Annotated in this window: 22 protein-coding genes; 7 read left to right on the top strand and 15 right to left on the bottom strand. The window is 64.0% G+C overall.

The features are described 5' to 3' along the window. Genes mutL through ACLEJU_RS15315 form a run of 4 tightly spaced genes read right to left on the bottom strand, consistent with a single transcriptional unit; the run spans nt 1 to nt 4,653 of the window. A complete protein-coding gene (gene mutL, locus ACLEJU_RS15330; RefSeq protein ID WP_435424840.1) occupies nt 1-1,893 on the bottom strand; it encodes a DNA mismatch repair endonuclease MutL in 1,893 nt (630 codons plus the stop codon). Next, nucleotides 1,890-3,320 (bottom strand): N-acetylmuramoyl-L-alanine amidase, encoded by a 1,431-nt coding sequence (locus ACLEJU_RS15325; protein ID WP_103445897.1) that lies wholly within the window; start codon nt 3,318-3,320, stop codon nt 1,890-1,892. The genes mutL and ACLEJU_RS15325 overlap by 4 nt, the downstream gene beginning before the upstream one ends. 11 nt (nt 3,321-3,331) lie before the next feature. Beyond that, nucleotides 3,332-3,790 carry a tRNA (adenosine(37)-N6)-threonylcarbamoyltransferase complex ATPase subunit type 1 TsaE gene (gene tsaE / locus ACLEJU_RS15320; protein ID WP_435424855.1) on the bottom strand — a complete coding sequence of 153 codons (459 nt, stop codon included), beginning with the start codon at nt 3,788-3,790 and terminating at the stop codon, nt 3,332-3,334. A 2-nt stretch (nt 3,791-3,792) separates the two neighbouring features. Next, on the bottom strand, nt 3,793-4,653 hold the full coding sequence (locus ACLEJU_RS15315) for an NAD(P)H-hydrate dehydratase (protein ID WP_435424841.1): 861 nt from the start codon (nt 4,651-4,653) through the stop codon (nt 3,793-3,795). 64 nt (nt 4,654-4,717) lie between these two features. Here ACLEJU_RS15315 and queG point away from each other — a divergent pair, with 64 nt between their 5' ends. Beyond that, nucleotides 4,718-5,782 (top strand): tRNA epoxyqueuosine(34) reductase QueG, encoded by a 1,065-nt coding sequence (gene queG / locus ACLEJU_RS15310; RefSeq protein WP_435424842.1) that lies wholly within the window; start codon nt 4,718-4,720, stop codon nt 5,780-5,782. A 126-nt stretch (nt 5,783-5,908) separates the two neighbouring features. On the opposite strand, the gene ACLEJU_RS15305 is transcribed toward queG, so the two are convergent. Then, complete coding sequence (locus ACLEJU_RS15305; RefSeq protein ID WP_103445901.1) at nt 5,909-6,520, bottom strand: trimeric intracellular cation channel family protein; 612 nt, start codon at nt 6,518-6,520, stop codon at nt 5,909-5,911. A gap of 91 nt (nt 6,521-6,611) precedes the next feature. Further along, nucleotides 6,612-7,154: an oligoribonuclease gene (gene orn / locus ACLEJU_RS15300; RefSeq protein WP_435424843.1), complete on the bottom strand. Its 543-nt coding sequence runs from the start codon at nt 7,152-7,154 to the stop codon at nt 6,612-6,614. Nucleotides 7,155-7,295: 141 nt separating this feature from the next. On the opposite strand from orn, the gene rsgA reads away from it, so the two are divergent. After that, entirely contained in the window at nt 7,296-8,327 is a 1,032-nt protein-coding gene (gene rsgA / locus ACLEJU_RS15295; RefSeq protein WP_435424844.1) for a small ribosomal subunit biogenesis GTPase RsgA, read from the top strand. A gap of 113 nt (nt 8,328-8,440) precedes the next feature. Further along, complete coding sequence (locus ACLEJU_RS15290; protein WP_435424845.1) at nt 8,441-8,920, top strand: molecular chaperone Tir; 480 nt, start codon at nt 8,441-8,443, stop codon at nt 8,918-8,920. Nucleotides 8,921-8,953: 33 nt separating this feature from the next. Here the strand turns inward: ACLEJU_RS15290 and motB are convergent, their stop codons facing one another. Both motB and motA read right to left on the bottom strand, forming a co-directional pair. Then, nucleotides 8,954-9,988 carry a flagellar motor protein MotB gene (gene motB / locus ACLEJU_RS15285; protein WP_435424846.1) on the bottom strand — a complete coding sequence of 345 codons (1,035 nt, stop codon included), beginning with the start codon at nt 9,986-9,988 and terminating at the stop codon, nt 8,954-8,956. A 3-nt stretch (nt 9,989-9,991) separates the two neighbouring features. Beyond that, nucleotides 9,992-10,843, bottom strand: coding sequence for a flagellar motor stator protein MotA (gene motA, locus ACLEJU_RS15280; RefSeq protein WP_079229923.1), 852 nt, complete (start codon nt 10,841-10,843; stop codon nt 9,992-9,994). Between the two features lie 130 nt (nt 10,844-10,973). Here motA and ACLEJU_RS15275 point away from each other — a divergent pair, with 130 nt between their 5' ends. Genes ACLEJU_RS15275 through asd form a run of 3 tightly spaced genes read left to right on the top strand, consistent with a single transcriptional unit; the run spans nt 10,974 to nt 14,240 of the window. Then, nucleotides 10,974-12,509 carry an HDOD domain-containing protein gene (locus tag ACLEJU_RS15275; RefSeq protein WP_435424847.1) on the top strand — a complete coding sequence of 512 codons (1,536 nt, stop codon included), beginning with the start codon at nt 10,974-10,976 and terminating at the stop codon, nt 12,507-12,509. 43 nt (nt 12,510-12,552) lie between these two features. Then, on the top strand, nt 12,553-13,380 hold the full coding sequence (locus tag ACLEJU_RS15270; RefSeq protein ID WP_435424848.1) for a rhodanese-like domain-containing protein: 828 nt from the start codon (nt 12,553-12,555) through the stop codon (nt 13,378-13,380). Continuing rightward, the gene (asd, locus tag ACLEJU_RS15265; protein WP_435424849.1) at nt 13,377-14,240 is read left to right on the top strand and encodes an archaetidylserine decarboxylase; all 864 of its coding nucleotides are present in this window, start codon (nt 13,377-13,379) and stop codon (nt 14,238-14,240) included. Before ACLEJU_RS15270 ends, asd begins: the two co-directional genes overlap by 4 nt. 57 nt (nt 14,241-14,297) lie before the next feature. On the opposite strand, the gene serB is transcribed toward asd, so the two are convergent. After that, nucleotides 14,298-15,512, bottom strand: coding sequence for a phosphoserine phosphatase SerB (gene serB / locus ACLEJU_RS15260; protein WP_163985954.1), 1,215 nt, complete (start codon nt 15,510-15,512; stop codon nt 14,298-14,300). A 135-nt stretch (nt 15,513-15,647) separates the two neighbouring features. On the opposite strand from serB, the gene ACLEJU_RS15255 reads away from it, so the two are divergent. Then, nucleotides 15,648-17,111 carry a histidine kinase gene (locus ACLEJU_RS15255; protein ID WP_435424850.1) on the top strand — a complete coding sequence of 488 codons (1,464 nt, stop codon included), beginning with the start codon at nt 15,648-15,650 and terminating at the stop codon, nt 17,109-17,111. Between the two features lie 181 nt (nt 17,112-17,292). On the opposite strand, the gene ACLEJU_RS15250 is transcribed toward ACLEJU_RS15255, so the two are convergent. The 6 genes from ACLEJU_RS15250 to ACLEJU_RS15225 form a co-directional block, all read right to left on the bottom strand. Beyond that, nucleotides 17,293-18,003, bottom strand: coding sequence for a PqiC family protein (locus tag ACLEJU_RS15250; protein ID WP_435424851.1), 711 nt, complete (start codon nt 18,001-18,003; stop codon nt 17,293-17,295). A 175-nt stretch (nt 18,004-18,178) separates the two neighbouring features. Next, a complete protein-coding gene (gene parC / locus ACLEJU_RS15245) occupies nt 18,179-20,437 on the bottom strand; it encodes a DNA topoisomerase IV subunit A (RefSeq protein ID WP_435424852.1) in 2,259 nt (752 codons plus the stop codon). 10 nt (nt 20,438-20,447) lie between these two features. Further along, nucleotides 20,448-20,966, bottom strand: coding sequence for a retropepsin-like aspartic protease family protein (locus tag ACLEJU_RS15240; protein WP_159412340.1), 519 nt, complete (start codon nt 20,964-20,966; stop codon nt 20,448-20,450). Then, complete coding sequence (locus ACLEJU_RS15235) at nt 20,963-21,949, bottom strand: esterase-like activity of phytase family protein (RefSeq protein WP_435424853.1); 987 nt, start codon at nt 21,947-21,949, stop codon at nt 20,963-20,965. Before ACLEJU_RS15235 ends, ACLEJU_RS15240 begins: the two co-directional genes overlap by 4 nt. Beyond that, a complete protein-coding gene (gene parE / locus ACLEJU_RS15230; protein ID WP_294333176.1) occupies nt 21,946-23,850 on the bottom strand; it encodes a DNA topoisomerase IV subunit B in 1,905 nt (634 codons plus the stop codon). The genes ACLEJU_RS15235 and parE overlap by 4 nt, the downstream gene beginning before the upstream one ends. Nucleotides 23,851-23,885: 35 nt before the next feature. Then, nucleotides 23,886-24,494 (bottom strand): YqiA/YcfP family alpha/beta fold hydrolase, encoded by a 609-nt coding sequence (locus ACLEJU_RS15225; protein WP_435424854.1) that lies wholly within the window; start codon nt 24,492-24,494, stop codon nt 23,886-23,888. Nucleotides 24,495-24,660: the final 166 nt, after the last annotated feature.

Genomic DNA, 24,660 nt, shown 5'->3' with positions numbered 1-24,660 from the left:
TCATCGACCGCGCAGGAATAGTTTGTCCAGGTCGTCCAGGCCCATCTGGGTCCAGGTCGGACGGCCGTGGTTGCACTGGCCGCTGCGCTCGGTGTTTTCCATGTCGCGCAGCAGGGCGTTCATCTCGGGGATGGCCAACCGCCGGTTGGCGCGCACGGCGCCGTGGCAGGCCATGGTGCCGAGCAGTTCGTTGAGGTGCGCCTGGATGCGGTCGCTGGTGCCGTATTCCATCAGGTCGGCGAGCACATCCTGGACCAGGCGATTGGCTTCGGCCTGCTTGAGCAGCGCCGGGATCTGGCGGACCGCCAGTGTCTCGGGGCCCAGGCGCTGCAGCTCGAAGCCCAGGCGCTGGAACCACTGGCCATGCTCTTCGGCACAATCGGCCTCGCGCTGGCTCAGCGCCAGGGTTTCCGGCACCAGCAGCGGCTGGCCGCTGAGGCCTTCACTTGCCATGGCCACCTTGAGCCGCTCGTACATGATGCGCTCGTGGGCCGCGTGCATGTCCACCAATACCAGGCCGACGGCATTCTCTGCGAGGATGTAGATGCCCTTTAGCTGGGCCAGGGCATAACCCAGTGGCGGGATGTCGCCCTGGCTCTCCGGCAGTGCCGAAGCAGCTGGCGCGCCCTCGTTGTTCAGTGGCTTGTAGAACTCGCGGTAGACTGCGTGGGACTCGGCAGCCGGCAACGGCTGCGACGGGCGCGGCGTGTACTGATACTGGTAACCGGCGCCACTGCCGCCATTGGAAATGGAATGCTGCGGCTGCTCCAGCACTGGCGAGGCCAGGCGCATTTCTCCCTGCGGGCCGAACTCACCGACCTGCTGCCCGGTCGGGCGAACCACTTCAGGCAAGGCAGCAGGCGCAGCCAGCTGATCTTCAGGGCGTACGTCAGCCAGGGCACGGTGCAGCGTGCCATACAGGAAGTCATGCACCGAGCGGCCTTCGCGGAAGCGCACTTCGTGCTTGGTCGGGTGCACGTTGACGTCCACGCCATTCGGCTCGAGTTCGAGGAACAGCACGAAGGTCGGGTGCCGGCCGTTGAACAGCACGTCGCGGTAAGCCTGGCGCACGGCGTGGGCGACCAGCTTGTCACGCACCGCACGGCCGTTGACGAAGAAGTACTGCAGATCGGCCTGGCTGCGCGAGAACGTCGGCAGGCCGACCCAGCCCCACAGCCTCAAGCCATTGCGTTCGACGTCGATCGGCAGCGCCTGCTCCATGAAGCCTGGGCCGCAGATGGCGCCGACCCGTCGCGCACGGGCAGTTTCGTCATGCGCCTCATGCAGGCTGAGGATGCTCTTGCCGTTGTGGCGCAGGTGGAAACCGACATCGAAGCGGGCCAGGGCCAGACGGCGAATGACTTCCTGCAGGTGATCGAATTCGGTCTTTTCGGCCTTGAGGAACTTGCGCCGGGCCGGGGTATTGAAGAACAGGTCGCGCACTTCCACCGAGGTGCCGACCGGGTGCGCGGCAGGCTGCACGCGCGGGGTCATGTCACGGCCTTCGGTCTCTACCTGCCAGGCCTCACCAGCGCTGGCAGTGCGGGAAGTCAGGGTCAGGCGCGCCACCGAGCTGATCGATGCCAGTGCCTCACCTCGGAAACCCAGGCTCAGTACGCCTTCAAGGTCTTCCAGCTCGCGAATCTTGCTGGTGGCGTGACGGGCCAGGGCCAGCGGCAGGTCATCGGCAGAAATGCCGCTGCCATCGTCACGCACCCGCAGTAGCTTCACGCCCCCCTGCTCGACTTCCACGTCGATGCGCCGGGCACCGGAGTCAAGACTGTTCTCCAACAGTTCTTTGGCCACCGACGCCGGGCGTTCGACCACCTCACCGGCGGCAATCTGGTTAGCCAGCCGCGGGCTGAGCAGCTGGATGCGCGAACCGCCACTCATTGCGAAGCCAGCGTGGTAGCAGGGATATCGAGGTGCTGGCCGACCTTCAGCTCATCGGTCTTGAGGCTGTTGGTGCTGCGCAGGCTGGTCACGCTGACCTGATAGCGCACGGCGAGCATCGCCAGGGTTTCGCCCGGGCGCACGGTGTGCTCACGCGGCCCCTGGGCAATCTTGCCGCTGTCACGCAGCCAGGCAATGTATGTGCCAGGCGGCGGGTTTTGCTGGAAGTACTGGCGCACGCCGGTATGAATCGAACGCGCCAAGGCCTGCTGATGGCTGGCGGTGGCCAGCTTGGCCGCTTCGTTGTTGTTCGAGATGAACCCGGTTTCAACGAGGATCGACGGGATATCCGGCGATTTCAGCACCATGAAGCCCGCCTGTTCCACCCGCTGCTTGTGCAGCGAGGTGACGCGCCCCATGTTGCCGAGCACCTTTTGCCCGACGTTCAGGCTGGAACTCAGCGTGGCGGTCATCGACAGGTCGAGCAGCACGCCCGCGAGCATGCGGTCCTTGTCGTCGAGGCTGACGTTGCCGGCACCACCGATCAGGTCGGAACGGTTTTCCGTGTCGGCCAGCCAGCGCGCGGTCTCGGACGTGGCGCCACGGTCGGACAGGGCGAACACCGAGGCGCCAAAGGCGGCGCGCGATGGTGCGGCGTCGGCATGGATCGAGATGAATAGATCGGCACCCTTCTTGCGGGCGATCTCGGTGCGTTTGCGCAGCGGGATGAAGTAGTCACCGGTGCGGGTCAGTTCGGCGCGGTAGCCCTTCTCGGTGTTGATCTGGCGCTGCAGTTCCTTGGCGATCTGCAGCACGATGTCTTTCTCGTGCTGGCCGCGCGAGCCGGATGCGCCCGGGTCTTCACCGCCATGACCGGCATCGATGGCGACCACGATGTCGCGCTTGCCACTCGGCACGGGCGGCAGCTTGATCGCTGGCTGGGCTGGGCTCACCGGCACGGCGGGCGTGGTCGCCGGGGTTTGCACCGGGGTTGGCGGCGGGGTCGGCGCCGTGGCAGCGATGGCGTCGGCTTCCTGGTCGTACAGGTCGACCACCAGGCGGTTGCCGTACTGGGCATTGGGCGCCAGGGTGAAGCTCTTGGGCGTGACCGATTTCTTCAGGTCAACCACCACACGCAAGTCGGTAGGGGTACGTTGAGCCGAGCGCACGCTGCTGATCGGCGTATTCGCGGTCGACACGTTCAGCGGCGCGGCCAGGGTCGCGCCATTGATGTCGATCACCAGGCGATCGGGTGCACTGAGGGTGAAGACGCTATGCTGCACGGGGCCGGACAGATCGAAGACCAACCGCGTGTTGTCCGGCGCGCGCCACAGGCGCACGCTCTTGACTTGAGTGACGGCCAGAGCGTCAACGGTCACCGCTGTCAGCAGCAATCCAACGACAGCGACCAGTGCGCGTATGCGCATACCTACCCCACTTACTGTTTATAGTGTTCGGCCAGTGCAGTGCACCAGGCCTCGCCGCGAGCCCCCTGCGGCGTAAGGTCAAGCGAGCGGCCGCTCGCTTGGGGGCTTATGGTAATGGTCAGGTCGGGCTTTGGCAAAACGCCCGCACCCTTTTGTGGCCATTCGAACAGGCACAGCGCATCACCGTCGAAATAGTCACGAATGCCCATGAACTCCAGCTCTTCCGGGTCGACCAGGCGATACAGGTCGAAATGGAAGGCGCGTATTTCCCCAATTTCGTAGGGTTCTACAACGGTGAAAGTCGGACTTTTTACTGCACCAGTATGGCCCAGCCCACGGATCAAGCCACGCGAGAGCGTGGTCTTGCCCGCCCCCAGGTCGCCTTCCAGGAAAATCACGCCACGACCGCCGGTCACCTCGGCCATTTTTGCGCCGAAATCGACCGTGGCCGCTTCATCGGCCAGAAACAGGGTTAAGCCAGACACGCAGAATGCTCCTCCAACAATTCACGAATGACTGGCGCCAGATCACTGGCTGCCAGGCCTCTACCTTTGACGCCCAGGCGCTCCCCTGCACAGGCGTGCAGCCATACCCCCAGGCCAGCCGCGCTCCAGGCATCCAGCCCTTGAGCCAGCAACGCCGCCAGCACGCCGGTCAGCACGTCGCCCAGCCCTGCGCCGGCCATTGCCGGATGCCCTCGATTGCACAGCGCCAGCTGGCCGGCGGGGTCGGCCACCAGGGTACCGGCACCCTTGAGCACGCAGACGCTGGCATAGCGACGTGCCAGCTTGCGCGCCGCCCCCGAGCGGTCGGCCTGCACAGCCTCGGTGGAAATGCCCAACAATCGCGCCGCCTCCCCCGGGTGCGGGGTGAGGATGCTACCGCTGGGTAGCGCCAGTGGTGTGCGGGCCAGCAGGTTCAGGGCGTCGGCATCCCACACCTGAGGCCGCTCGGCGTTGGCCACCGCAGACAGCAGGCTGCGGCCCCAGGCGGCCTGCCCCAGGCCAGGACCCACCACCAGCACCGAGCCACGCTCCAGCACAGCAATCAATTGATTAGCCGACTCGATCCCCAGGCACATGGCTTCCGGCATGCGCGCCAGCCCGGCCATGACGTGCTCCGGGCGCGTCGCCACGCTGACCAGCCCGGCACCGCAGCGCAACGCAGCCTCGGCACTGAGCAGCACGGCGCCGCCGGTGCCCAGATCACCACCGACGACGAGCACATGGCCGAAGTCGCCTTTATGAGCATGCGCATGGCGCGCCGGCAGGCGTGCGACGGTGACGCTGCTGAGCATTTGCGGGGCATTGCTGGGGTGTTTGGTCTGCGGCATGGGGTCAAAGGCTCCAATGTCTGGCAGAATTATACGCACCTGAGCCCGTATTGCCTGCCCATCCATGTCCGCCTGTACTCCTGACCTCGCCCAACTGGCCCAATCCATCAAGATCTGGGGCCAAGACCTCGGTTTTGCCCACGTCGGCATCGCCGGTGTCGACCTTGGCGAACACGAACAGCACCTGCAACGCTGGCTCGAGGCCGGCTACCAGGGCGAAATGGAGTACCTCGGCGCACACGGCAGCAAGCGCGCCCACCCCGACCAGCTGATTCCCGGCACGGTACGCGTGGTGTCGCTGCGCATGGACTACCTGCCCGGCGACACGCAGATGGCGCAACGCCTGGCCCAGCCAGAGAAAGCCTACGTTTCGCGTTACGCCCTGGGCCGCGACTACCACAAGCTGGTGCGCAAGCGCGTGCAGTTCCTGGCGGACCGCATCCAGGAAGCGATCGGCCCGTTCGGCTACCGCGCCTTCGTCGACAGCGCCCCAGTGCTGGAGAAGGCCCTTGCCGAGCAAGCCGGGCTGGGCTGGATCGGCAAGAATACCCTGCTGCTCAACCGCAAGGCCGGCAGCTACTTCTTCCTTGCCGAACTGTTCGTCGACCTGCCGCTGCCGGTGGACGAGGCGCATACCAGTGAACATTGCGGGCGCTGCCAGGCGTGCCTGGACATCTGTCCGACCCAGGCGTTCGTCGGGCCGTATGTACTGGATGCGCGGCGTTGCATCTCCTACCTGACTATCGAGTTGCGCGGCCCTATTCCGGTCGAACTGCGCTCAATGATGGGCAATCGTGTGTTCGGCTGCGATGACTGCCAGATCGTCTGCCCCTGGAACCGCTTTGCCAATCACAGCAAGGAACAGGACTTCCAGCCACGGCATGGGCTGGAAAATGCCGAGCTGGCTGAAATGTTCCTGTGGGACGAGCGCACCTTCCTGCGCAAGACCGAAGGCGGGCCGCTGCGGCGGGCGGGGTATGAGCGATTCTTGCGCAACCTGGCGGTGGGGCTGGGTAATGCGCCTTCGACGATTCCGGTGATAGAGGCGTTGAAGGCGAGGCGGGAGGATGAGTCGGAGCTGGTGCGCGAGCATGTGGAGTGGGCGCTGGCCCGGCACTGCGTTGAATAGCCGGGGCCGCTGCGCGGCCCATCGCAGGCAAGCCAGCTCCCACAGGGATAGCGCCGGACTTGAGACCAGTGCTTTCCTGTGGGAGCTGGCTTGCCTGCGAAAGGGCTGCAAAGCAGCCCCAGGAACTCACTGCTGATCGTTGTAGTGAAACTTGGGCATTTCCCAGTGGAAACGGATCGCCAGCAAACGCACCAGGAAGCCACCGAACAAGGTCAGCAGCATCGCCTGCTCCGCCGGTAGCTTGAAGTACACGCAGCCTAGATAGAACCAGGCCGCCGCGAACGACACGCTGGCATACAGCTCGCGACGAAACACCAGCGGGATGTCGTTGCAGAAGATGTCCCGCAGGATCCCGCCAAACACCCCGGTGATCACCCCGCTGATCGACGCCACCAGCATGCCCTGGCCCATCTCCAGCGCGGTCATGCAGCCAATCAGGGTAAAGGCCACCAGGCCCAAGGCATCCAGCACCAGGAATAGCGAACGCAAACGGCGCATCATCGGCGCGATGAAAATCGTCAGGAGCGCGGCGCAGCTGGTCAATACCAGGTATTCCGGGTGCTTCACCCATGTCAGCGGGTAGTGCCCAAGCAGCACGTCACGCACCGAGCCGCCACCCAGGGCGGTCACGCAGGCGATCAGCACCACGCCAAACCAGTCCATGCCGCGGCGGCCGGCGGACAGGGCACCGGTCATGGCTTCGGCGGTAATGGCGATCAGGTAGAGCATCAACAACATGGCGCGGGTCCGTGCGGGAAAGGCGCGCAGTCTAACCAGTTGCCTATGGCACCAAAAGAGGGCGCGAGCACAATATCTGCGCCCTTTCAGCTCACACCTTGATGAAATGCTCGCGGTAGTGACGCAGTTCGGCGATCGACTCGCGGATATCGTCCAGCGCCAGGTGGGTGCTGCCCTTCTTGAAACTGTCACGCACATCCGGCGCCCAGCGTGCGGCCAGCTCTTTCAGGGTGGAGACATCGAGGTTGCGATAGTGGAAGTAGTTTTCCAGGCTGCGCATGTGCCGGTAGAGGAAGCGGCGATCCTGGCAGATGCTGTTGCCGCAGATCGGTGACTTGCCTTTTGGCACCCACTGCTCGAGGAAGGCGATGGTCTGCGCTTCGGCTTCGGCCATGCTGATCTTGCTGTCACGCACGCGCTGGGTCAGGCCCGAAGCGCCATGGGTGCGGGTGTTCCACTCGTCCATGCGCGCCAGCACTTCGTCACTGTGGTGGATGGCGATCACCGGGCCTTCGGCCAGGGTGTTGAGCTCGCTGTCGGTGACGATGGTGGCCATCTCGATGATGACGTCGTGGTCCGGATCCAGGCCGGTCATTTCCAGATCGATCCAGATCAGGTTCTGTGGGTTCTGCATGAAGGGGCTCCTCGTATAGGCCGTCATATTAGCCTAGCGACGCCGGCCTGCGCATGCGCGGCGCAAAGGTAACCAGAATGGTCAGTGAGCTGGCGTGCTAAACTGCCTGCCGTTTTCAACTTGCCCCACCTTGGAAGGTCCATGGCCAAACGCCAGCTCAATCGTCGCCAGAACTGGCGTATCGAAAAAATCCAGAACGAACGCGCCGCTCGCGCCGCCAAACGCGAGCAGCACGTGCTGCAGGAGCTGGAGGGCGGTGACCTGGGGCCGGAACAATTGGGCCTGGTGATCGCCCACTTCGGTGTGCAGGTCGAGGTGGAGGCCCAGGACGGCGAAGCTGCCGGCCAGGTATTCCGCTGCCACCTGCGGGCCAACCTGCCAGCGCTGGTCACGGGCGACCGCGTAGTCTGGCGCGCCGGCAACCAGGGCATCGGCGTGATCGTCGCGCAGATGCCGCGCAGCACCGAGCTGTGCCGGCCTAACAACCACGGCCAGCTCAAACCGGTTGCGGCCAACGTCGATCTGATCGTGATCGTCTTCGCCCCCGCACCAGAGCCGCACCCGAACCTGATCGACCGCTACCTGGTGGCCGCCGAGCACGCCGGCATCCGTCCGCTGCTGCTGCTGAACAAGGCCGATTTGATCGACGAAGAGAACGGCCCGGGCCTGCATGCGCTGCTTGAGGTCTATCGTGACCTGGGCTACCCGCTGCTGGAAGTTTCCGCGCACCACGGCGACGGCATGCTTCGCCTGCAGCAGATGCTCGATGGGCACATCAGCGTGTTCGTCGGCCAGTCGGGCGTGGGCAAGTCGTCGCTGGTGAACAGCCTGCTGCCAGATGCCGGCACCCGCGTCGGCGACCTGTCCGAATGGTCTGGCCAGGGCCAGCACACCACCACCACCGCGCGCCTGTATCACTTCCCCAACGGCGGCGACCTGATTGACTCGCCGGGCATCCGCGAATTCGGCCTCGGCCATGTCAGCCGCGACGACGTCGAGGACGGTTTCATCGAGTTCCGCGATTTGTTCGGCACCTGCCGCTTCCGCGACTGCAAGCATGATCGCGAACCGGGATGCGCACTGCTCAAGGCCCTCGAAGACGGCCGCATCAAACCGCAGCGGATGAACAGCTACCGTTCGATCATCGCCAGCTTGCCGGAAGACAGCTACTGATTTGTAGGAATTATTACCGGAGCGTGTAGGACGCCTCCGGTTTTCCTGCCATCTATTGCCCTACCTGCCGCTTTCCCTGAAGGTCATGACTTCTATCAGGGAGGGCATCGTCGATGCCGGTTTTTATCAGTTACCGCCACGAAGAGCGGCTTGACGCCTTCATCCTCAACGAACGCCTGCTGCTCGAAGGCATCACCGCCCAGCTGGTGGAGTTCGGTGCCGACGGGCAAACCCGCGAAGACGCTCATGGCAGTGCCTGCCAACAGATAAGCGATGCAACCCACTGGATCGGCCTGCTACCCGCAGAAGCCAGCGATGACTGGTGGACTGCCAGGCTGCTGGAGGCTGCGATGACAGCCAATCGACGGGTGAGTTTCTATTGCAGCGGGAGCTGCGAGCTACCCGAACCGCTCGACAGGTGGCCAGTGATGCGCGAACGGGCACATATCGACCTGTTCGTGCGGGCGTATCACGATGAGTGCACGTTTCAGCGAGCGATGATTCTGCCAGCGGAGCATGGGTCGAATGTCGACCGGGACAATGCGGATTTCTTTCATGCCGATCTCAAGGCCAAGATCAGGCGAGGTTTTTGAAGCATTGGGCTGCGTTGCAGCCCCTGTCAGCCGTTACTGGTCCTTTTGCTCATCCATCTTCAAGGTCCCATCCTCGAAGATGTTCAGCTTCTGGCGCAGCTCACGCGGTTGCATCGGCGCCTGGGCAGGCGCATCCCCTGCCGCCGGTGCTGCCGGGGCCGCAGCCCCAGGCGCTGCCCCGGCTGGGGGAGCAGGCTGAGCTGGCGCTTCGGGTGTACCCTGCTCACCCTCGATGTCGCGCTGCGCCTTCTTGGTCAGGACGATGATGTCGATACGCCGGTTGACCGGGTTGAACGGGTCCTTGCGATCGAACAGCGACGACGAGGCATAACCCACCACCCGTGCCACCTGGCCATCCGGATAGCCGCCGGCAACCAGGGCTCGACGGGCTGCGTTGGCACGGTTGGCGGAGAGTTCCCAGTTACCGAAGTCGCCAGTTCCGGAGTACGGTTTGGCATCGGTGTGCCCACTGATACTGATCTTGTTCGGCACCGCCTTGATGGTGTCGGCCATGGCCAGCAGGATGTCTTCGAAATATGGCTGCAGGCGCGCACTGCCGATGTCGAACATCGGCCGGTTCTCGGCATCCATGATCTGGATGCGCAGGCCGTCCTGGGTAATCTCGAAGAGGATCTGGTCCTTGAACTTCTGCAGTTGCGGGTTTTCCTCGACCTTGTTCTGCAGCTCCTGCAACAGCAACTCGAGGCGCTCGCGCTCGACCTGTTCGGCCATGGTCTCGACCTGGTCCTTGTCCAGCTGGATGCTGGTGTCAGGCGTAGGCTCGGACTTCTGCTCCGGGTTGATGGTCTTTTCCGGCGCCAGCTGCGGCGAACCACCGAGGTCGATGATGTAAGGCGTGCCACTCTCGGAAAAACCGATCGGGTCCTTGAAGTAGCCGGCAATGGCGATCTTCTGTTCAGGCGTAGCGGTGGATAACAGCCACAGCACCAGGAAGAACGCCATCATCGCCGTGGCGAAGTCGGCGAAGGCGATCTTCCAGGCGCCGCCATGGTGCCCGCCACCGAAGCGCTTGACGCGCTTGATGATTATCGGCTGATTGTTCTCCATGACTCAGCGACCGCGAACCGCTTGTTCCAGCTCGGCGAAGCTTGGGCGATGCTTCGGATAGAGCACCTTGCGCCCGAACTCGACAGCCAGCGAAGGCGGCATGCCCGAAGCCGAGGCCACCAGCGAGGCCTTGATCGATTCGTAGAGGTTGAGCTCTTCCTTGGCATCGTGCTCGAGGCACTTGGCCAGCGGGCCGAAGAAGCCATAGGCCGCGAGAATACCGAAGAAGGTACCGACCAGTGCCGCACCCACGTGCATGCCGATGGCCTTCTGGTCGCCATCGCCGAGCGATGCCATGGTCACCACGATACCCAATACCGCCGCGACGATACCGAAGCCAGGCATGCCGTCGGCGATGCCGGTGACCGCATGCGACGGGTGCTCGAGCTCTTCCTTCATGCTCAGCAGCTCCATGTCGAACAGGCCTTCGAGCTCATGGGGCGCCATGTTGCCGGTGGACATGATGCGCAGGTAGTCGCAGATGAACGCGGTCATGCGCTCATCGCCCAGCACCGCCGGGTACTTGGCGAAGATCGGGCTGGCGGCGGCGTCTTCGATATCGCTCTCGATCGCCATCATGCCTTCGCGACGGCTCTTGTTGAGGATCTCATACACCAGGCCCAGCACTTCCAGGTAGAACGCATGGGAAAAGCGTGAGCCAAACATCTTCATCGACTTCTTGATTACATGCATGGTCATGTAACCAGGGTTGGCCTGCATGAAGGCGCCAAAGGCTGCACCGCCGATGATCAGCACTTCGAACGGCTGGATCAGCGCCGCGATCTTGCCGTGGGAGAGTACATATCCGCCGAGCACGCTCGCGAATACGACGATGATGCCGATAATTTTAGCCATAGGATCAAAGCACTTGCTGTCGTGGTCAGGGAGTGGGACGGGAGCTTTAAAACTCTTCTTCTACTTATCGGCAGAACTGCGCCAGACTATAGCCACTAAAAGCGAAAAGCCAGTTCGGACTGATGTCAAAATGCCAATGGAATCCAAGGTGCCCACTCAGAATCCGCGTACTGTAGAAGCCTGGGTCAAGCTGCTCGACGGTGTTCGTGTACCGGTCCCGAAGCAGAGTTACGACCGGGTCATGAGCGCGATCAACGACAACCGCCGCTCGTTGCGCGACATCGCCGAACTGATGCAGGACAGCCCCGCCCTGGTGTTGTCGGTGATGCGCGAGGCCAACCACCCCGCCAACGCCAGCCAGGCCGAGCCCGCCGAAAGCCTGGAAGTCGCCCTGAATCGCCTGGGCCTGGCACGCAGCAAGGAACTGCTGATGCGCCTGCCCGCCCTGCCGGAAGACGACATTCCGCCGGTGCTGCGTCAATTCCTGCTGATCAGCCAGCACGCCGCGCAACAGGCCAACGGTCTTTTTGCCAGCCGCCTGGCGCGACTGTGGCAGGAGATCCACTGGGGCAGCCTGCTGTTCCTCGCCCCGCTGTGGCCACTGGCCCTGGCCTACCCCAAGCTGCTGGACGCCTGGGAGCTGCGGGTAATCCACAAGGGCGAAACTGCGGCAGACGTGGAGCAGGAACTGTTCGGCGTGCGCATCTTCGCCCTGTGCCAGGCCATGGCCGAACATTGGCGCCTGCCCAAGTGGGTGACCCAAGGCTATCGCCTGCTGCTCGAAGAGCGCGACCAACTGGCATTAGTATTGAGCATCGCCCGCGAAGAAGACCCGCTCAGCCAGCAGCATCACCTGGACGAAGCACCCGGCTTGCGCCGCTGGTTCAACGAACCGGCCAACACTGTGCTGCTGGCCAACAACCTGGCGCTGGCAGCGCAGGTGGGCTGGGACAACCCGCATCTGCTGCGCTGGCAACTGCTGACCGCACTCTACCTGCAGACTTCGCTGGAAGACGTGCAACAGCAGGTTCACCAACAAGCGGCGGCCAGCGCCCGGCGCCACGCCCGCCATGCCCTGTTCCACCCTGCCGAGGCGCTGATCTGGCCTTGGGACCAGCGTCGCCCGCACCCGGACATGCTCACCCCGCCACCGCCTTCCAGTGAAGCGCTCGGTCGCTGGCGCAAGCTGTGCCAGGAACTGCTGGCACAACCAAGCCCGTTCACCAATGCCGTGCACCTGGCCACCCATGCGCGCCAAGCACTGGAAGCCTGCGGGATGCAGCGCATCATGCTGCTGAGCCTGGACAAGACCGCCGATTATCTGCGCGTGCAGCAGATCGCCGGCCTGCCCAAGGAAGCCGGTGGCATTGCTCTGGACATCGAACAGAACAAACTGCTGCAAAAGCTGATGAGCAAAGTCGGCCAACTGCGCCTGACGCCCGAGAACCACGCCCAGTTCTCGGCGCTGCTGCCAGCACCACTGCGTGCGCTGTTCCACAGCGAACACCTGTTGCTGCGCTCGCTGGCCGTCGGTGATCAGGTGCTGATGCTGGCGGTGGCCGACCAGGGTGGCAAACCACTGGCCGATGTCAGCGTGCAAGCCTTCGGCAAGACTTCGCAATGTATCGAGCGTGCGCTGGCGGTGTTTGCCAACCGCGGCGCCTGAGCCTTGCGCTACAATCGCCCCCTTTCCACACTGGAGAACGTGGATGACTGACTTTTCCGGCCTGCCTTTGGTGATCGAAGCCGCAGACCTGCTGCCGCGCCTGGATTCACCCCAGCTGATTCTGGTCGACCTGAGCAGCGCCAACCGCTATGTCAGCGGGCACATCCCCGGCGCCCGCTTCGTCGAGGGCAAGCGCACCCAGCTCGGCCAGCCTCCGGCACCCGGCCTGCTGCCGGCCCTGGCCGATCTGGAAAAGCTGTTCAGCGAGCTGGGCCACCGCGACGATGCCGTCTACGTGGTGTATGACGACGAAGGTGGCGGCTGGGCCGGGCGCTTCATCTGGCTGCTCGATGTCATCGGCCATTCGCGCTACCACTACCTCAATGGCGGTATCCAGGCCTGGCCAGCGGACAAGCTCTCCACCGACGTACCAACGCCGGGCAACGCCCCCGTGCACCTGCAACTGCACAGCGAGCCGACTGCCACGCGCGAATACCTGCAAAGCCGCCTGGGCTCGGATGACCTGGTGGTCTGGGATGCCCGCGGCCCGCAGGAATTCAACGGCGAAAAAGTCCTGGCCGCCAAGGCTGGGCACATTCCCGGCGCCGTCAATTTCGAGTGGACGGCCGGCATGGACCTCAACGACCATCTGCGCATCCGCAAAGACATCGCTGAAGTTCTGCAACAATTGGGCATCACGCCGGACAAGGAAGTGATCACCCACTGCCAGACCCACCGCCGCTCCGGTTTCACCTACCTGGTGGCCAAGTCCCTCGGCTACCCACGCATCAAGGCCTATGCCGGTTCGTGGAGCGAATGGGGCAACCACCCGGACACGCCTGTCGAAGTTCAAGGACAATCAACTCAATGAAATCCCGTCTGTTCATCCTCAGCCAGTACCTGCTGCCGCACCACTTGCTGTCGCGCCTGGCTGGCTGCGTCGCCGAGTGCCGTGCGCGCTGGTTCAAGAACGCCTTCACCGCCTGGTTCGCCAAGCGCTACCAGGTGAACATGAGCGAAGCGCTGGTCGAAGACCTCACCGCCTACGAGCACTTCAACGCCTTCTTCACCCGCGCCCTGAAACCAGGTGCACGCCCGCTGGACGAAACCCCGGGCGCAATTCTCTGCCCGGCCGACGGTGCCGTCAGCCAGTTGGGCCCAATCGAACACGGTCGTATCTTCCAGGCCAAGGGCCACAGCTTCAGCGCGCTTGAGTTGCTCGGCGGTGACCCGGCACTGGCCGCGCCGTTCATGGGCGGCGAATTCGCCACCATCTACCTGTCGCCTAAGGATTACCACCGCGTACACATGCCGCTGGCCGGCACCTTGCGTGAGATGGTCTACGTGCCGGGCCGCCTGTTCTCGGTCAACCAGACCACTGCCGAAAACGTACCGGAGCTGTTCGCCCGCAACGAACGCGTGGTGTGCCTGTTCGATACCGAGCGCGGGCCAATGGCCGTTGTGCTGGTCGGCGCCATGATCGTCGCTTCGATTGAGACTGTGTGGGCAGGCCTGGTCACTCGGCCGAAGCGTGAGCTGAAGACGTTCCGTTACGACGAACAAAGCCGTGCGCCGATTCACCTGGAAAAAGGCGCCGAACTGGGCCGTTTCAAGCTGGGTTCAACCGCTATCGTGCTGTTCGGGCCAGAGCAAGTGAAATGGGCCCAAACCCTGGGCGCAGCTTCGGCTGTGCGAATGGGTGAACTCCTGGCGACCCCTGCCCAGGCTTGATCCTGGCAATAAAAAAAGCCCTGCTTGCAAATGCAGGGCCTTTTTTTTAACGGCGGATCAGCCGCGGGCGTCGCGGTCGCGCAGGCCCAGCAGGTACAGCACGCCATCCAGCCCCAGGGTGGAAATCGCCTGCTTGGCCGACTGGCGCACCAGCGGCTTGGCGCGGAAGGCCACGCCCAGGCCGGCCAGCGACAGCATCGGCAGGTCGTTGGCGCCATCGCCCACGGCGATGGTCTGTTCCAGCTGCAGGCCTTCTTCACTGGCCAGCTGCTGCAGCAGGTCAGCCTTGCGCTGGGCATCGACGATCGGTTCCACGGCCACGCCGGTCACCTTGCCATCGACCACTTCCAGTTCGTTGGCGAACACGTAATCGATGCCCAGGCGTGCCTGCACCTGCTTGGCGAAATACGAGAAGCCGCCGGACAAAATGGCCGTCTTGTAGCCAAGACGCTTGAGCTCGGCGAACAGGTTCTCGGCACCCTCGGTCAGGCGCAGGGAAGCACCGATCTCGTCGAGTACACCGACATCCAGGCCCTTGAGCAGCGCCATGCGCTCCTTGAAGCTGGCGCGGAAGTCCAGCTCGCCACGCATGGCCCGCTCGGTGATCGCGGCAACCTGCTCGCCCACGCCAGCCGCCTTGGCCAGTTCGTCGATGACTTCAGCCTCGATCAGCGTCGAGTCCATGTCGAAGACCGCCAGGCGGCGATTGCGACGGAACAGGTCGTCCTTCTGGAACGCGATGTCGATGTTCAGCTCTTCGGACAACGCGAAGAAGTCAGCACGCAATGCCTGGGCGTCGCTCGGCACGCCACGCACGGAAATTTCCAGCGCCGCCTTGCCCTTCTCGCTCGGAGCACCCAGGGTAACCCGCGCCGACAGGCGCTCGATACGCTCGATGGTCAGGCCGTACTGGCTGATGACGGCGCTGACGCGCTGCAGCTGCTCGGGCGTGATCTTGCGGCTGAGCAGGGTCGCGATATGTCGCGCTTCGCCCTGGGCATCGGCCCAGTGCTGGTAATCGGCTTCGGAGATCGGCGTGTATCGCGCTTGCAGGTTCAGCTCATGGGCCTTGGACTGCACGCTCTGCAGCAGGCCGGTAGCCACTTCGTTGTCCGGGATATCGACCAGGATGCCGAACGACAGGGTGCCGTGCATGACCGCCAGGCCGATGTCGAGGATGTTCACACCGCCCTGGAGCAGGACGCCGGTAATGGCGGCGGTGAGACCCGGGCGGTCCTCACCGGTGATGTTGATCAGAACGATTTCGCGCACAACCTGGCTCCGACTTCGATGAAAAATGCGCATTCTACCGATTTTCCATGACCATCGGGCGCCAACTCTACTTTGCCGACAAAACACTGCTCGCTATACTGCCCAACACTTTTATGCCATTAAGAGCCGCGCTCTGTGAACCGGCCCACGCCCGTCAAAACCGACAACTTCTTCATCATGATCTTCCGAGCCCTGCGCCAACGTCGCGTGCCGCTGGCACTACGCATCGCCACCACCAACATTTTCCTGGTGGCGCTGGCGCTGGTGATCTATGCCTGCGTGATGGGCCTGCAGTTCAAGCAGGCCATGCACGAGCAGGCCGATGCCCTCGGCCAGAGCCTGACCACCCAGACCGCCACCTCGGCGACCGAGCTGCTGGTGTCGAACGACATCCTCAGCCTCAACGTGCTGCTGGGCAACCTGGTGAAGAACCCGCTGGTGGCCCATGCGGCCATCTACAGCGTGGATAACCGCATCCTCGCCGAGGCTGGCCAGCGCCCGCGCAACAGCCTGCTGGGCGAAGCCGAAGGCCTGTACCAGACCAAGATCACGTTCCAGGACGTGACCGCCGGTCAGCTGCGCATCAGCCTGGACATGAGCCAGTTCCAGCAGCCGATGCTGATCAGCCTGCAGAGCATGGGCATCCTCGCCGCCATCCTGCTGGCCCTGGCGCTGAGCCTGAGCTTGCGCCAAGGTCGCCACATCACCCTGCCGCTGCTGCAACTGCGGGTGTGGCTGCGTGACCCGCACCCTTACACCCCAGCCATCGATCGCCAGGATGAGATCGGCGACATCGCCCGTCAGCTTCATGCGCGCCTGGCGCCGCCACCTCCGCCCGAGCCGGAACCGGAGGAAGAAGAGGACGAAGACGAGTTCGACGACCTGCACGACGAAGCCCCGGCCAAGCCCGCACAGCGCGCCAAGGCCGTGGTCCAGGCGGACGAGGATGACGACGAGGCCTTCGCCGGGCTGCTGGACGATGAGGAGCAACCGGCGGCCAAGCCTGCCGTGGTCGAGTCCGACGAGCCACAGAATACCGCTGTACTGGCCGTACAACTGGGTTCCCAGGAGCAACTGCGTCGCCTGCCACGCACGCGCCTGACCGAGCTGCTGGAACGCTATCGTGGCTGCCTGGAGCAGGCTGCCTCGCTGTATGAAGGCGACATCCACACGCTCAACGATGGCAGCACGCTGGTACTGTTCCACAGCCGCGACTGCGGTGAGGATTACCTGACCAATGCCATCTGCTGTGGCGAGCTGCTGCGGGCGCTGGGCCATGCCCTGCAGATCGAAGTGGCTGACAGTGGCATCACCCTGCAACTGCAACTGGGCCTGGCCTTGGGGGATGACCTGCAAGGCCTGGAACAGGTCGACCTGCTGATGGCCGAAAAGGCCCAGGACGCATTGGCACTGTCGCAACACAGCCGCAACCTGCTGCTGGTAGAGCGGCAAATCAGTGATGACGAGCTGATCCGCAAGCGCGCCCGGATCCGGCCGATCGCCAGCCCTGAGGGGGCATGCTGTGTGGAGCGGTTGATGGAGCCTTACCCTTCGATGCTGGAGCGTCAGTTGGCGCGCATGCACGAGCGCCGGGCCTGACTTCAGATCCCTGGGGCCGCTTTGCGGCCCTTTCGCGACACAAGGCCGCTCCTACAAGAGACCGCAATCCCCTGTAGGAGCGGCCTTGTGTCGCGAGAAGGCTGCAAAGCAGCCCCAGCCATTTCGAATACCCACAAAAAAGCCCGCAAGCATGCGGGCTTTTTTGTGGGTGGCGGTTCGATCAGAACCGATAGACTTCCATATCGGTGCGAATCGGCGAAGCCATCGGGATCTTCGACTTCTCCGGTTCTTTCTTGACCTGTACCGGCGCTGCCTGTTTCTTCGGTGCTTCTTCGGCAACCGCGGGCTGGTTGGCCAGCGGCTTGACCGCCGTGCTCAACTGTTCGGCGAGCTTCTGCAGCAACTGCCCCTGGGCCTGAACCTGGGACGACTCGCTACCCTCGTGCGGCTGCTCGAGGTGAACGATACGGTTGTCACGCACATGGCCACGACGGTCGAGCAGGCGCCATTGCGCATCGAGAATCGCTGGCTGGTTCTTGCCCGAGTCCAGGCGAGTGATCGACAGCAGCACCTGCACGTCCGGGGTGAAGCCAGTGCTGGCCGGGGCCAGCACCACGCGCTGGCTGTCCAGGCGCCAGGCCAGCTGGCGCACCAGTAACTGATCGATGTCCGCTGACAGGCTGCCGGCCCAACGACCGTCGGTCGCCGAACTCAGGCTGCCATCGGCCTGACGCTGCAAGAAGGTTTCACGCTGCAGGTAATCGGCTACCGACACCGGGCCGAGCACCACGGCCATGCCCGCACTCTGTGAAGGCTGGCCAGGATCACCGCTGTCGAGTTGGTACAGGGCAACCGGCTGATGCATGCTGCATCCGCTCAGTCCCAGCAAACCCGTCATCAACAGCGCAAATGGAAGGCGCAGGAATTTCATTCAACCCATCCAGGCGGTCGCTACCAGGCAAACCGCAGTGATACTGATAGAGATTCAATCGGGCACACGGCCACGCCGGCACCGCAGGGGCACTATCATCCGCGAAATATCGGCCCGACTCCAGCATTTCTGGCTGGAACGGCGCTGAAATTGCCGTTCCAGACATTTCGTCGGATTAAGCCGGCAGTTCCACCTGCAACCCGTCAACGCGCTGGAAGCCGCGTGGCAGCTTGCTGCCGCGCCGGCCACGTTCGCCTTTGTAGTGCTCCAAGTCGTCTGGCTTAAGAGACAGGGTACGCTTGCCGGCTTGCAATACAAGGGTTGCACCCTCGGCAACCACCGCCAGATCGGTGACAAATTCTTCACGACTGGCGACCCGATCACCGGGCACACCGATGATCTTGTTGCCCTTGCCTTTACCCAGTTGTGGCAGGTCGGAAACCTTGAACACCAGCAGGCGACCCTCTGTGGTCACCGCCGCCAGCCAGTCCTGCTCGCGGTTGGCCACCGGGCGCGGGGTCATGACCTTGGCACCGTTAGGCAAGCTGAGCAGGCCTTTGCCGGCCTTGTTCTTGGCCTGCAGGTCCTCGCCCTTGACCACGAAGCCGTAACCGGCGTCCGAGGCCACCACGTACAATGCATCATCGTCTGGCAGCAGCACGCATTCGAAGGTCGCCCCAGGCGGTGGCGTCAGGCGGCCGGTCAGCGGCTCGCCCTGGCCGCGCGCCGATGGCAGGGTATGCGCGGCCACCGAATAACTGCGCCCGGTGGAGTCGATCAACACGGCAAACTGGTTCGAACGGCCTGCAGCAGCGGCCTTGAAGCCGTCGCCGGCCTTGTAGGACAGGCCGGTGGCGTCGATGTCGTGGCCCTTGGCGCAGCGCACCCAGCCCTTTTCCGACAGCACCACGGTGACTGGCTCGGTCGGCATCAGCTCGTTTTCCGACAGGGCCTTGGCTTCGGCGCGCTCGACGATCGGCGAGCGGCGGTCGTCGCCATAGGTTTCCGCGTCCTTGATCAGCTCGCTGCGCACCAGCTTGCGCAGCTTGGCGTCGCTGCCGAGCAGGGCCTGCAGCTTGGCCTGCTCCTTGAGCAGTTCGTCCTGTTCGCCACGAATCTTCATCTCTTCAAGGCGCGCCAGCTGACGCAGGCGGGTCTCGAGGATGTAGTCGGCCTGGATCTCGGTCAGCTGGAAGCGCTCGATCAGGGCCTGCTTGGGGTGCTCTTCGGTACGGATGATGTGGATCACTTCATCCAGGTTGAGGAACGCAGTGAGCAAGCCTTCCAACAGGTGCAGGCGCTTCTCCACCTTGTCCAGGCGGTGCTGCAGGCGGCGGCGAACGGTGTTGGTGCGGAACTCCAGCCACTCCAGCAGCAGCGCGCGCAGGTTCTTCAGCTGCGGGCGGCCGTCGAGGCCGATGATGTTGACGTTGACCCGGTAGCTGCTCTCAAGGTCGGTGGTGGCGAACAGGTGCTGCATCAGTTCGTCGGCATCGACGCGGTTGGAACGCGGGATGATGACGATACGGCACGGGTTCTCGTGGTCCGACTCATCACGCAGATCGGCGACCATCGGCAGTTTCTTGGCCTGCATCTGGGCGGCGATCTGCTCCAGCACCTTGGCCCCGGAGACCTGGTGCGGCAGCGCGGTGACCACAATGTCACCGTCTTCGACGCGGTACACAGCGCGCATGCGGATCGAACCGCGGCCGCTTTCGTAGATCTTCTGGATCTCCGCACGCGGGGTGACGATCTCGGCTTCGGTCGGGTAGTCCGGGCCCTGGATGTGCTCGCACAGTTGCTCGATGGTGGCCTTGGGCTCGTCGAGCAGGCGCACGCAGGCGCTGGCCACTTCACGCAGGTTGTGTGGCGGCACGTCGGTGGCCATGCCCACGGCGATACCGGTAGTGCCGTTGAGCAGGATGTTCGGCAGACGCGCCGGCAGTACCGCAGGCTCCTCCAGCGTGCCGTCGAAGTTCGGCACCCAGTCGACGGTACCCTGGCCCACTTCGCTGAGCAGCACTTCCGAGTAGCGCGACAGGCGTGCCTCGGTGTATCGCATGGCGGCGAACGACTTCGGATCGTCCGGCGCACCCCAGTTGCCCTGGCCGTCGACCAGGGTATAGCGGTAGCTGAACGGCTGCGCCATCAGCACCATGGCTTCGTAGCAGGCCGAATCGCCGTGGGGGTGGAACTTGCCGAGCACGTCGCCGACGGTACGGGCGGACTTCTTGTGCTTGGCGTCGGCATCGAGCCCCAACTCGCTCATGGCGTAGACGATGCGTCGCTGCACCGGCTTGAGGCCGTCGCCGATGTGCGGCAAGGCCCGGTCCATGATCACGTACATGGAATAGTTGAGGTAGGCCTGTTCGGTGAAGTCAGCCAGCGAGCGGCGTTCGACGCCGTCCAGGCTGAGTTCCAGTGAGTCGCTCATGCGGGCCTCGTCATTTCAGGTTCTGGCGCAGCAGCATGGTGCCGCCGCGCTGGGTAAATTCAAGTTGTTTCAGGGCGCTCATGCCCAACAGCACGGTCTGCCCGTCCAGGCCCGGCACCACCAGGGCGCGCACATTCTGCAGGTGGATATCACCCAGCTGCAGGGTATCCAGCCGGGTGCGATAGCCTTCGGTGCGGCCGTTGGCGGTGCTAAGCATCACCGGGCTGCCACGCTGCAGGTTCAGATCCTTGGCCAGTGACTCCGGGATCGCCACATCGGTGGCACCGGTGTCGAGCATGAAATGCACCACCTGGCCGTTGATCGCGCCGTCCAGCACGAAATGCCCCTGGCCATTACCCAGCAGGCGCACTTCGATGAAACCGTCGCCATGGGACGACTGCACCTGGGTGTTAGGGTTGCGCTCGTGGTCTTCCCATTGCCCGAAGAAGCGCGTGGCAAGGAACAGCCCCGCCGCCCAGGCGACGATCATCAGGACCTTGCCGGCGCGTTTGCCCGGTGGCTGGCTCATGGCGTGGCGCTCCAGCCGCCCTGCGGCGCCTCGAAGCGCCAGACGATTGGCCGGCTTTCGCCATCGGCGCGATCACCGTTGTTGTTGTCCAGGCCGATCCAGGCACCCTTGGCATCGATCACCAGCGCTTCGGCCAGGCCGTACGGCTGGTCGTAGCGGCGCTCCGGCACCAGTGCCTCGGCGGCGAACGACCAGCACTGCTCGACCTTGCCATCAGTGGCATCACGCCGGCACACGCGATAGGCATTGCGTTCGAGGGTGAACAGCTTGCCGTCGAACCAGGCGAGGTCGGCAAAGTCGCGCGACAGTGCCCGGGGATCGGGCATCTGTGGTGGCTGCATCTCGACCCCGGCTTCGCTCAGCAACACGCAGCTGCGCCCGCAGGTCCACACCGACTGCTGACGCTCGATGGCCACCAGGCCGCGCCGCTCGCGCTCGGCCGCCAGCCACAGGCGATCACCTTGCGGGTTGATGGCCAGGCCCTCGAAAAGGGCGTTGAAATTGAGCAACATGCCGCTGGCACGGGCCTGACGCACCATCATCGGGTCGATTTTCAACCACTCCGGATCACCCTCGGCAGGCAGCTGCAACACCGCCGCATGGGCCTCGCTGACCAAGTAGAGATTGCCTGCCTGGTCGCAGGTGATGCCTTCGTAATCCAGCTCGCCACCGCGCACGTAGGAGGCCGCCCAGTTACGCGACTTCAATCCCCACGGCAGGCCGCTCTCGGGCACGGCAGGTGGCGTGAAGGTCAGCGGCTGCGCGCGCCAAACGGCGTCCTGCTGGTCGAAGCGGTAAATGCGGTCGTCATCACGATCGGAAACACCCCAGAGGCCGCCCCGGCACTCGACCAGGCCAGACAGGTTGCCGCCGCGCATGCCCTCGATCGGGTGCTCGGAGGCCAGCTTCAGCTCCGGCCAGTTGCCCGCCAGGCTCGGCAGGGCAACCAGCGACAGGCAGGCCGCGACCAGCAGACGAATCAAACCAGTACCTCAGCCAGGTTGCCTTTGGTTTCCAGCCAGTTCTTGCGGTCGCCTGCGCGCTTCTTGGCCAGCAGCATATCCATGATCTCGGTGGTGCCTTGCACGTCGTCCAGGGTCAGTTGGACCAGGCGCCGGGTGTTCGGGTCCATGGTGGTTTCGCGCAGCTGCGGCGGGTTCATTTCACCCAGACCCTTGAATCGAGTGACCTGCGGCTTGCCACGCTTCTTCTCGGCCACCAGGCGGTCGAGGATGCCGTCACGCTCGGCTTCATCGAGGGCGTAGTAGATTTCCTTGCCCAGGTCGATGCGGTACAGCGGCGGCATGGCAACATAGACATGGCCGGCCTCGACCAGCGGACGGAAGTGCTGGACGAACAATGCGCAGAGCAAGGTGGCGATGTGCAAGCCATCGGAGTCGGCGTCGGCGAGGATGCAGATTTTGCCGTAGCGCAGTTGCGACAGGTCGGCAGCGCCCGGGTCGACACCGATGGCCACGGCGATGTTGTGCACTTCCTGGCTGGCCAGGACTTCGCCACCGTCCACTTCCCAGGTGTTGAGGATCTTGCCGCGCAACGGCAGGATGGCCTGGAACTCCTTGTCGCGGGCCTGCTTGGCCGAACCACCGGCAGAGTCACCCTCGACCAGGAACAGTTCGGCGCGCATCGGGTCCTGCCCGGCGCAGTCGGCCAGTTTGCCTGGCAACGCCGGGCCCTGGGTGATGCGCTTGCGCTCGACCTTCTTGCTGGCCTTGAGGCGACGGCCTGCGTTGCTGATGGCCAGTTCCGCCAGCTGCATGCCCAGCTCGGGGTGGGCGTTGAGCCACAGGCTGAAGGCGTCCTTGACCACACCAGAGACGAACGCGGCGGCCTCACGGGACGACAGGCGCTCCTTGGTCTGGCCGGAGAACTGGGGTTCCTGCATTTTCATCGAAAGGACGAAGGTGATGCGCTCCCAGACGTCTTCCGGCGCCAGCTTGACGCCGCGCGGCAACAGGTTGCGGAACTCGCAGAACTCGCGCATGGCATCGAGCAAGCCCTGGCGCAGGCCGTTGACGTGGGTACCGCCCTGGGCGGTAGGGATCAGGTTGACGTAGCTTTCCTGAACGCTGTCACCGCCTTCGGGCAGCCACAGCAAGGCCCAGTCGACGGCCTCCTTGTTACCCGCCAGGCTGCCGCAGAACGGCTCGTCGGGCAGGCGCTGGAACTCGCTGACCGAGTCGACCAGGTAGGAACGCAGGCCATCTTCGTAGTGCCACTCGACCTTCTCGCCGCTGGCCTTGTCCTCGAAGCTGACCAGCAGGCCCGGGCACAGCACGGCCTTGGCCTTGAGCACGTGCTTGAGGCGGCTGATGGAAAACTTCGGCGAATCGAAATACTTCGGGTCCGGGCTGAAGTAGACGCTGGTACCGGTGTTGCGCTTGCCGACCGTGCCGACCACTTCCAGCTCGCTGGCCTTGAAGCCATCGGCGAAGGTCATCTGGTACTCGTTGCCGTCGCGCTTGACGCGTACGCGCACCTGGGTCGACAGGGCGTTGACCACCGAGATGCCCACGCCGTGCAGGCCGCCGGAGAACTGGTAGTTCTTGTTGGAGAACTTGCCGCCGGCGTGCAGCTTGGTGAGGATCAGCTCAACGCCTGACACGCCCTCTTCGGGATGGATATCCACCGGCATGCCACGGCCATCATCGCTGACTTCCAGCGAGTGGTCGGCGTGGAGGATGACCTGCACCGAGCGGGCGTGGCCGGCCAGGGCTTCGTCGACACTGTTGTCGATGACTTCCTGGGCCAGGTGGTTAGGCCGGCTGGTATCGGTGTACATGCCCGGGCGTTTACGCACCGGGTCGAGGCCGGAGAGGACTTCGATGGCGTCTGCGTTATAGGCGCTAGCGCTGGGATTGGCCATGGGTTCTCGTCGTCAGTCTGGTGAATGCAATAAGATCAAAATACAGAAAAATCGAGCGCCGCATACTGCTGCCGGGCAATGCCGGCGAAGGCCAGCAGGCCTGGCAGCTGCTCGGCAAAGCCCTGGAAGCTGTGGTCGCCACCGGCCTGGATACGCAGGGCGCAAGCCCGGTAATACTGCTCGGCGTGGCGATAGTCCAAGGTTTCATCGGCGGTCTGCAGCCACACTTGATAGCGGCCTGGGTCGGTCGGCACCGGCACTTCCAGTTCGGCCAGGGCCTGCACATGGTCCAGGGTCAGCTCCCAAGTCTCGCCAGTGTAGTGGTTGCGCTGGGTACCCAGATAACCATCGAAGCGCTTGTGCGGGGTGACTGCCGGGTTGATCAGCAGGGCTTTCAGCCCATGGCGCTCGGCCAGATGGGTGGCATAGTAGCCGCCGAGCGAACTGCCGACCAGCAGGGGCGCCCCGAGCTCGGCGATGGCGGCTTCGAGCTGGACCATGGCCTGGCGTGGGTGGTGGTGCAGTTCCGGGACGCGCAGCTGCTGCGACAGACCCAGCTGCTGCATCACCGCCGCGAGCTGGCGCGCCTTGGTGGAAAGCGGCGAGCTGTTGAAGCCATGGATATAGAGGATGGAACCCGACATGCTGCCCCCGGAATCTGTGGCTTCGCGCCCGATCGTGTGGGCGCAGGGACGCGCAGTGTAGCGCGTTCGCCGGGTTTTGGCGCCGGATGGCCAATTTCGCAACAATTTCTTCAAAAAGCTGGGGCCGCTGTGCGGCACATCGCCGGCAAGCGCGGCTCCCACAGGT

This window comes from Pseudomonas sp. SMN11, assembly GCF_052041945.1.
GTDB lineage: Bacteria > Pseudomonadota > Gammaproteobacteria > Pseudomonadales > Pseudomonadaceae > Aquipseudomonas.
Note: the sequence above shows the minus strand (reverse complement) of the source record. Positions and strands in the feature narration are given on the sequence as shown.

Coding starts and splice junctions, on each gene's coding strand:
- mutL (WP_435424840.1), bottom strand. CDS start 1,893: ATGAGTGGCGGTTCGCGCATCCAGCTGCTCAGCCCGCGGCTGGCTAAC.
- ACLEJU_RS15325 (WP_103445897.1), bottom strand. CDS start 3,320: ATGCGCATACGCGCACTGGTCGCTGTCGTTGGATTGCTGCTGACAGCG.
- ACLEJU_RS15315 (WP_435424841.1), bottom strand. CDS start 4,653: ATGCCGCAGACCAAACACCCCAGCAATGCCCCGCAAATGCTCAGCAGC.
- queG (WP_435424842.1), top strand. CDS start 4,718: ATGTCCGCCTGTACTCCTGACCTCGCCCAACTGGCCCAATCCATCAAG.
- ACLEJU_RS15305 (WP_103445901.1), bottom strand. CDS start 6,520: ATGTTGTTGATGCTCTACCTGATCGCCATTACCGCCGAAGCCATGACC.
- orn (WP_435424843.1), bottom strand. CDS start 7,154: ATGCAGAACCCACAGAACCTGATCTGGATCGATCTGGAAATGACCGGC.
- rsgA (WP_435424844.1), top strand. CDS start 7,296: ATGGCCAAACGCCAGCTCAATCGTCGCCAGAACTGGCGTATCGAAAAA.
- ACLEJU_RS15290 (WP_435424845.1), top strand. CDS start 8,441: ATGCCGGTTTTTATCAGTTACCGCCACGAAGAGCGGCTTGACGCCTTC.
- motB (WP_435424846.1), bottom strand. CDS start 9,988: ATGGAGAACAATCAGCCGATAATCATCAAGCGCGTCAAGCGCTTCGGT.
- motA (WP_079229923.1), bottom strand. CDS start 10,843: ATGGCTAAAATTATCGGCATCATCGTCGTATTCGCGAGCGTGCTCGGC.
- ACLEJU_RS15275 (WP_435424847.1), top strand. CDS start 10,974: ATGCCAATGGAATCCAAGGTGCCCACTCAGAATCCGCGTACTGTAGAA.
- ACLEJU_RS15270 (WP_435424848.1), top strand. CDS start 12,553: ATGACTGACTTTTCCGGCCTGCCTTTGGTGATCGAAGCCGCAGACCTG.
- asd (WP_435424849.1), top strand. CDS start 13,377: ATGAAATCCCGTCTGTTCATCCTCAGCCAGTACCTGCTGCCGCACCAC.
- ACLEJU_RS15250 (WP_435424851.1), bottom strand. CDS start 18,003: ATGAAATTCCTGCGCCTTCCATTTGCGCTGTTGATGACGGGTTTGCTG.
- parC (WP_435424852.1), bottom strand. CDS start 20,437: ATGAGCGACTCACTGGAACTCAGCCTGGACGGCGTCGAACGCCGCTCG.
- ACLEJU_RS15240 (WP_159412340.1), bottom strand. CDS start 20,966: ATGAGCCAGCCACCGGGCAAACGCGCCGGCAAGGTCCTGATGATCGTC.
- parE (WP_294333176.1), bottom strand. CDS start 23,850: ATGGCCAATCCCAGCGCTAGCGCCTATAACGCAGACGCCATCGAAGTC.
- ACLEJU_RS15225 (WP_435424854.1), bottom strand. CDS start 24,494: ATGTCGGGTTCCATCCTCTATATCCATGGCTTCAACAGCTCGCCGCTT.